Origin of the sequence: Methylobacterium gnaphalii (genome assembly GCF_007992215.1) — a bacterium.
In the GTDB taxonomy this organism is placed as follows: Bacteria; Pseudomonadota; Alphaproteobacteria; order Rhizobiales; family Beijerinckiaceae; genus Methylobacterium; species Methylobacterium gnaphalii.
On the sequence record NZ_BJZV01000069.1, the window covers coordinates 1 to 6,337 of the forward strand.

The 6,337-nt window shown below is 65.3% G+C and carries 6 protein-coding genes and 1 pseudogene; 3 read left to right on the forward strand and 4 right to left on the reverse strand.

Annotation, left to right across the window (positions count from 1 at the left end; genetic code table 11):
- Window positions 1-46: 46 nt before the first annotated feature.
- Window positions 47-427, reverse strand: coding sequence for a winged helix-turn-helix transcriptional regulator (locus tag MGN01_RS22855; protein WP_210246101.1), 381 nt, complete (start codon window positions 425-427; stop codon window positions 47-49).
- A gap of 148 nt (window positions 428-575) precedes the next feature.
- On the opposite strand from MGN01_RS22855, the gene MGN01_RS22860 reads away from it, so the two are divergent.
- From MGN01_RS22860 to MGN01_RS22870, 3 genes are all read left to right on the forward strand, one after another.
- Window positions 576-1,280: an SDR family NAD(P)-dependent oxidoreductase gene (locus MGN01_RS22860; RefSeq protein ID WP_306437196.1), complete on the forward strand. Its 705-nt coding sequence runs from the start codon at window positions 576-578 to the stop codon at window positions 1,278-1,280.
- A 513-nt stretch (window positions 1,281-1,793) separates the two neighbouring features.
- Entirely contained in the window at window positions 1,794-2,540 is a 747-nt protein-coding gene (locus MGN01_RS22865) for a L,D-transpeptidase (RefSeq protein ID WP_147049103.1), read from the forward strand.
- An 89-nt stretch (window positions 2,541-2,629) separates the two neighbouring features.
- Window positions 2,630-3,508: a LysR substrate-binding domain-containing protein gene (locus tag MGN01_RS22870; RefSeq protein WP_147049100.1), complete on the forward strand. Its 879-nt coding sequence runs from the start codon at window positions 2,630-2,632 to the stop codon at window positions 3,506-3,508.
- Window positions 3,509-3,523: 15 nt separating this feature from the next.
- Here MGN01_RS22870 and MGN01_RS22875 read toward each other — a convergent pair.
- The 3 genes and pseudogenes from MGN01_RS22875 to MGN01_RS22885 all read right to left on the reverse strand — a co-directional run bounded on the left by MGN01_RS22875 (window position 3,524) and on the right by MGN01_RS22885 (window position 6,067).
- Window positions 3,524-3,949, reverse strand: a pseudogene (locus MGN01_RS22875) (cupin domain-containing protein).
- An 80-nt stretch (window positions 3,950-4,029) separates the two neighbouring features.
- Window positions 4,030-5,046 carry a zinc-binding alcohol dehydrogenase family protein gene (locus MGN01_RS22880; RefSeq protein WP_147049101.1) on the reverse strand — a complete coding sequence of 339 codons (1,017 nt, stop codon included), beginning with the start codon at window positions 5,044-5,046 and terminating at the stop codon, window positions 4,030-4,032.
- A 25-nt stretch (window positions 5,047-5,071) separates the two neighbouring features.
- A complete protein-coding gene (locus MGN01_RS22885; protein ID WP_147049102.1) occupies window positions 5,072-6,067 on the reverse strand; it encodes a DMT family transporter in 996 nt (331 codons plus the stop codon).
- Window positions 6,068-6,337: the final 270 nt, after the last annotated feature.

Sequence of the window (6,337 nt, forward strand, 5' to 3'; positions counted from 1 at the left end):
ACCTTGCCCGCGTTAGGCTTAACCGGACCTTTTTCCGTTCGAGAGTTCAACGCGTTGGCTCGGCGGGGTGGGCCGCCGCAAATCGCCGTGCTTCGATGAGGACAGGCATCAACTCACGCCCCCAACGCGATAGCCGATAATCGACCCGAGGCGGGCTCTCGTTATAGTCTATCCTTTCGACCAAGCAGTCCTTCTCCAATTCTCGGAGGTGTTGTGTAAGCATCTTTTGCGATATGCCCGGGATGTCTCGCAGCAACTGCAATGCCCGCATCGATGGGTCCGCGTAGAGCCGAAATAGGATAGGCAACTTCCAGCGCCCTTGGATCATGCGGATGACGCGCGTGACATAGGCGACGGCACCGTCCGGTCCGAGGCATATGCCGCGCTCTTCGGCAGGCACCTTTAAGTGCGTACTTGCGTCTTTCACCTGATCGATCGACCTCTCGGCTGTCATCGAGAAGGATGGGTTTTGGACGATGGATCTTCAACTGGCTGGGAAGGTCGCGCTCGTCACCGGAAGCAGTAAAGGCATCGGCGAGGCCATCGCGATGACGCTTCTACGCTAGAATGCACGTGTGGTCATTCATGGACGGGACCGAATAGAGGTCGATCGCGTCGTCACGGCGTGTGCGGGTCGTGCTGAGGGTATCTTGGCTGATCTGACACGGGATGAGGATGTGGAGAGACTGGCAGCGAAAGTTGAACGCCACGTCGGTTCCATCGACATCCTTGTGAACAATGCCGGGGGCTCAGGTCCAAAAAGCGACTGGCAGGGATCCGATCCGGCTGAATGGGCGGCAACCTACGACCGGAACGTTCTAGCAGCCCTTCGCGTCACAACCCGGTTCCTGCCGGGCATGCGGCGAGCTAGGTGGGGGCGCGTCATCAATATATCGAGCGGGGCAGCCACAATGCCGCCACCGGCCGGCGCGGACTACTCCGGCGCGAAGGCGGCGATCAACGCCATGACCGCCTCGCTTGCAAAAGCCGTGGCCGCCGAAGGCATCACCGCCAACGTGATCTCCCCCGGCACCGTAAGGAGTGCGCGGCTCGAAAGCACGTTCCGTAAGGCTGCCGTCGATCGAGGGCTCGCGTCGCGCGACGCGGCATGGAACGAGATCGAGAAGTCCGTCCTGCCCATATTCGCTCAAGTCCCGGTTGGGCGTGTCGGCGAACTGAACGAACTCGCCGATGCGGTCGCGTTTCTCGCAAGTCCGCGCGCGAGCTACATCACTGGCATCAACCTCCGCGTCGATGACGGCCTTTCTCCCGTTTTGTAGAAGGCTGGACTGCCGCTTCCGGGCACTTCTCGGTGACGCTGCTACAAGGAAGTTGGCTCGTTGGTGGAAGGACCGGTCAGGAGGCAGCTGGTCTGCTTTGCGGAAGGGATTAGAGAAAAGCGGACGTTCGACGTTCGACTGGAGCTGGCCGAAAGCGGCCTGTCCGCTTTGGATTTCAAACCGGCTAAAAGCAGACGTCTTAGGCCAGCTCGTGATGTCCCGAAGCAGGCTTACACGGAGCGCGCAGGACCCAAGGTGCCGGAGGCAGTCGTACCTGCCGCCACCAAGAAACTGGCGTACGGGTTCGGATAGCGCTTGAAGATCGCAATCAATCACAGCTGAGGCACTGGCCAAGCGGGCCGCTTCCATTCGTTTCGCTGATGGCTGCAATCGGAACAACGCGTTTCCATTCTAGCCGGTTTGCAATCATCCTCACGGCGCCGACACCTGCCACGCTTCCCCTTCGGGGGCGTTCCGTTTCCGCCGCAGCACATCCGGGAGCCCTTTATGAGCATGTCCGTCCAGCTGATCGCTCAGCTGCGCCTCCGCTGCCTCACCTCCCAAGCCGCTGCCACGGCATTGCTCCTCCTCGCGGGCGGCTGCGTGGCGGTCGAGCCGCAGGCGCGCTCGGTCGCGCCGGCGCCGAACGCCGCCTTCACGGCCATGTACGGGGCGCATCCCAACGAGCGCTTCTCCCTGCCGGCCACCGACGTCGCGGGCGTCGATCCGCGCTACTTCCGGCAGGAGGTCGCCTACCCGCGCAACGATCCGCCAGGCACGCTCGTGGTCGATCCGGGCAACAAATTCCTCTACCTCGTGCGCGAGAACGGGCGCGCCCTGCGCTACGGCGTCGGAGTCGGCAAGGCGGGCCTGGCCTGGAGCGGGCGGGCGCGGGTCGGGCGCAAGGCCGAGTGGCCTCGCTGGACGCCGACGCCGGACATGATCGCCCGCGAGCCCGAGCGGAATGCTCCCTGGCGCAACGGCATGGCGGGCGGCCCCGGCAACCCGCTCGGGCCGCGCGCCCTCTACCTATTCGACGGCGACCGCGACACCCTCTACCGCATTCACGGAACGACAGAGCCCGGCACGATCGGGACCAACGTCTCGTCCGGCTGCATCCGGATGTTCAACCAGGACATTGTCGACCTCTACGGCCGCGTGCCGGTCGACACGCAGGTCGTCGTGCTCGACGGTTCGGACAACGTCGAGCCGTCCGTGACACCGGTCGCTCGATCGGAACCGCGCCAAGCTGGTGGATGAACCTCGGCCATCCTGATGCGGGGACCTCCAGATGTTGACGAGCGGCGGCGTTCCAAGAGAACGACGCGTTCGGATGGAAGGGCGAGGCGATGCGCTACCCGGACTTGGAACTCGATCTCCTGCGGGCCTTTGTGGCTGTGGCCGAGACCGGCAGTTTCACGGCCGCAGCTGACGTGGTGCACCGCTCTCAATCAGCCGTCAGCCAGAAGGTCCTGCGGCTTGAGGAGATCCTGGGACGGCGTGTCTTCGATCGCACGAGCCGTACGCTCGGGCTGACACCGGACGGCGAGCGGCTGCTCGTCGCGGCGCGCCAGATGCTGGAGTTCAACGACCGAGTCATGCGCACGTGGCGAGAGCCTCCCACGAGTGGCACGCTGCGCCTTGGCGTGTCGGAAGACTTCATCCCGGGCCAACTGCCGAAGCTGCTCGCACGTTTCGGGCGGCTCTACCCGGACGTGCATATCGATCTGATGACAGGTTTGAGCTGCAACCTGCTGGAAGCCTACGACGCGAATCGCCTCGACGCGGTGATCGCCAAGCGCGGCGGAACGAACCTGCGGGGGCGTGTGATCTGGCGCGAGCCGCTCGTCTGGCTGGCATCGACTGACTACGAGCTCGACTTCACCCGGCCTGCCCGCCTCGTCATGCTGGCGCCACCCTGCAGCTACCGCGAGCTGATGATCGCCGCCCTCGACTCGGTACGACGGGAGTGGGTCGCTGCCTGTACGGCAAGCAGCCTGATGGGTGTGCAGGCCGCGGTCGCGGGCGGACTTGGTGTCACGCTGCTCGGCCGCTCCTTCGTGCAGGAGGGCATGCAGATCCTGCGCGCGCCAGAACTCTGGCCGGCCCTGCCGATGACCGAGGTGACGGTGCTGGGCGAGGACCGGGCGCCCGATTTGGTCGAGCCGCTGATCGCCTTCCTGAGCCAGAGTCTCGCCGGCCACGACGCACTCGCGATCGCGGCCTGAGCGTCCCGCCGGCATTCAGCCTTGTGGCGCTTTGCGGGCTATGAAGGTCTCGGGCGAGCCATCCTCGGGGTTCACGAAGATGATGTCCGTCGGCTCACGCCGCGGCGTGTCGACCGAGAGGAAGACCACAGGCTGCTCGGTGACCGTCGGCATCGCGTGCAATGTGCCGCGCTCGAAGAACAGCAGCTCGCCCGGGCCAAACGCGGTTTCGGTGTCAGCATCGCCCATTCAGAAGGTACCACGACCCGACAAGACGTAGAGGTACTCGTCGCAGGTCGCATGGTAGTGAGGTGGAGTGGGCTTGTAGACGCGGAAGACGCGCGCGCTCGCCGCCTCGCGGTCCGTGAGGTAGGTGTCGACCAGGAGAGTCTCCGCTGCGTCGGGCAGCGCCGCCGCGATCGCTTTCAGATCGAAGCGCCCCGTGTTCCGCGTGCCCGACATGACTCCTCCTGCAATGAGCGGTCCGCGCCAATCCGGCGCCGGAGGTAAGCGCAACGACCTCGACGGCTTCGCAGGCAAGCTCAGGCCCAGCCCTCCAGAACGATCTTGCCCTTGGCGCGCCCGCTCTCGATCATCGCTTGAGCCCGGCGAAGATTGGTTGCCGAGATCCTGCCGAAGCTCTCCGCAAACGTGGTCTTCAGCGTGCCGGCGTCCACCAAGCGCGCAACCTCGTCGAGGAGCCGGCCCTGCTCAACGATGTCGGCCGTGTTGAACATCGAGCGGGTGAACATGAATTCCCAGTGCGTCGACACGCTCTTTCGCTTGAAGGGCAGGATGTCGAGGCAATCCGGATCGTCGATGAGCACGAGGCGGCCCTGTGCTGCAATCAAGTCGGCGATCTGACCCAAGTGCTGGCTGGTGTTGGTCGTGGAGAAGACGAAGCCCGGCGCACCGAGCCCGAGCGCGGCGACCTCCGCGGCAAGCGGCTTCGTGTGATCGACGACGTGGTGAGCGCCGAGTGCACGGCTCCAGGCCGCCGTCTCAGGGCGGGATGCCGTGGTAATCACGGTCAGATCTGTGAGCTGGCGGGCGAGCTGCGTCGCGATGGAGCCCACGCCCCCCGCACCTCCGATGATCAGGATTGCGTCGGCGGCACCCGGCACTGCCTTGCGCACGTCGAGCCGGTCGAACAGCGCCTCCCAGGCGGTGATCGCGGTTAGCGGCATCGCCGCTGCCTCGGCGAGTGAGAGCGAGGCGGGCTTGTGGCCGACGATGCGCTCGTCGACACAGTGCAACTCGGCGTTCGTGCCGGGCCGGCCGATGTCGCCGGCGTAGAACACCGCATCGCCCGGCTGGAACAGGCTTGCTTGCGAGCCAACGGCCTCGACCACACCGACCGCGTCGTAGCCGAGGATATGCGGCTGACCCTGGGCCGGGGTGACGCGAGCGCGAACCTTCGTGTCGACCGGGTTGACCGAGACAGCCTGCACCCGGACGAGGAGGTCACGCGGGCCGGGCGTCGGCGCCGGAATGTCGAGATCGACGAGGGCCTCGTCGCTATCGATGGGCAGAGACCTGTAAAATCCGACGGCCTTCATGGAAAACTCCTGTGGTGTGAGATGGTCAGGCACGTGCTTGGCGTGCGCTCGCCGCGATGCCCAGTCCGATGGCGAGCGCGCCCAGGATCAGGTCGAGGCCCAGGGTCTCGTTCAGGGTCGCAGTGGAGAGTGCAAGGCCGATGACTGGCACCGCCAGCATCAGGGTCGAGGTCGCGTTCGCTGGCAGCAGTGCGCTTGCTGCGTTGACGCCGCAGAAGCAGAAGGCTGTTGCGATCGGGCCGACGAAGCCGAGGCAGGCCCAGAAGGCACCGGTGCCGTCGCCCGTGAACGGTCCTTCGACCGCATAGGCCAGCGGCACGAGAAAGGCCGCTGCGAGCAGCATCTGCCAGGGTGCAAGCTGGATCGCCGACGAGGGCGCGCGGCCGTAGCGCAGGTGCAGGATGCACGCGGCCCAGGCCGCCGAGGCCGCAACCAGCATCGCGTTGGCGCCCAGGAGCTGCCCGTCCCGCCAGTCAATCACGTACGGGTTGAGGAGGACGAGGATCCCGAGTCCGGCAAGGCCGATGCCGGCCCATTGCCGCCGCCCGATGCGTTCGCCGAACATCAAGACTACGGCCGGGAGCACCCAGATCGGTGTTGTGTAGCTCAGGATCGCCGAGCGGCCGGCCGGCAGACGCGTCATCGCCACCGCACCAAGGGCGGTGAACAGCATCATCTGCAAGAGGCCGACAGAGGCGACGACGGGCAGGTCGCCGCGACGGGGCAGCTGCATCTCTCTGCGCATCGCTTGCCAAGCGAACAGGCAGGCTGCGCCAGTTGTGAAGCGCGAGGCGGACAACCAAAGGGGTGAGACGTGGCCGAGGCTGAGCTTCATCACCGGCCAATTTGCGCCCCACAGGAGGATTGCAGCGCCGAGCAAGATCGTGGAACTTGCCCGCTCCCGCCCGAAGCGCAACTGCGGACGCACAAGTCCGATCGCGAGGCGAGAAGGTCCGAGCCCTGCCGAGGCAGGGAAGTCTGGGCAGGTGCGGTGGGCAACAGCAATCGCTGAGGCGGACATGGCTGGCCTCGTCTGGAGCGGGTATCGCAGGGTTCGAGCGCGCCCGGAATTGATGCCGTAGCGACGCCCGCTCCGTGATTGCGGAGCCTGAACAACATGCTTCCGGACGAGCGATTGGATAAGCGCATAGTTCTGATGGATGCGATCAGAAATTCTGCTGCGCTGGTTCTCGGTCGTGAGATGATACGAGGCGGTTTGGAGCGCTCGAAGCGAAGCCTCTGCCTCATCTCGATTGGTGGCCTGATCAAGGTTCTTGCAAGACCGACGAGG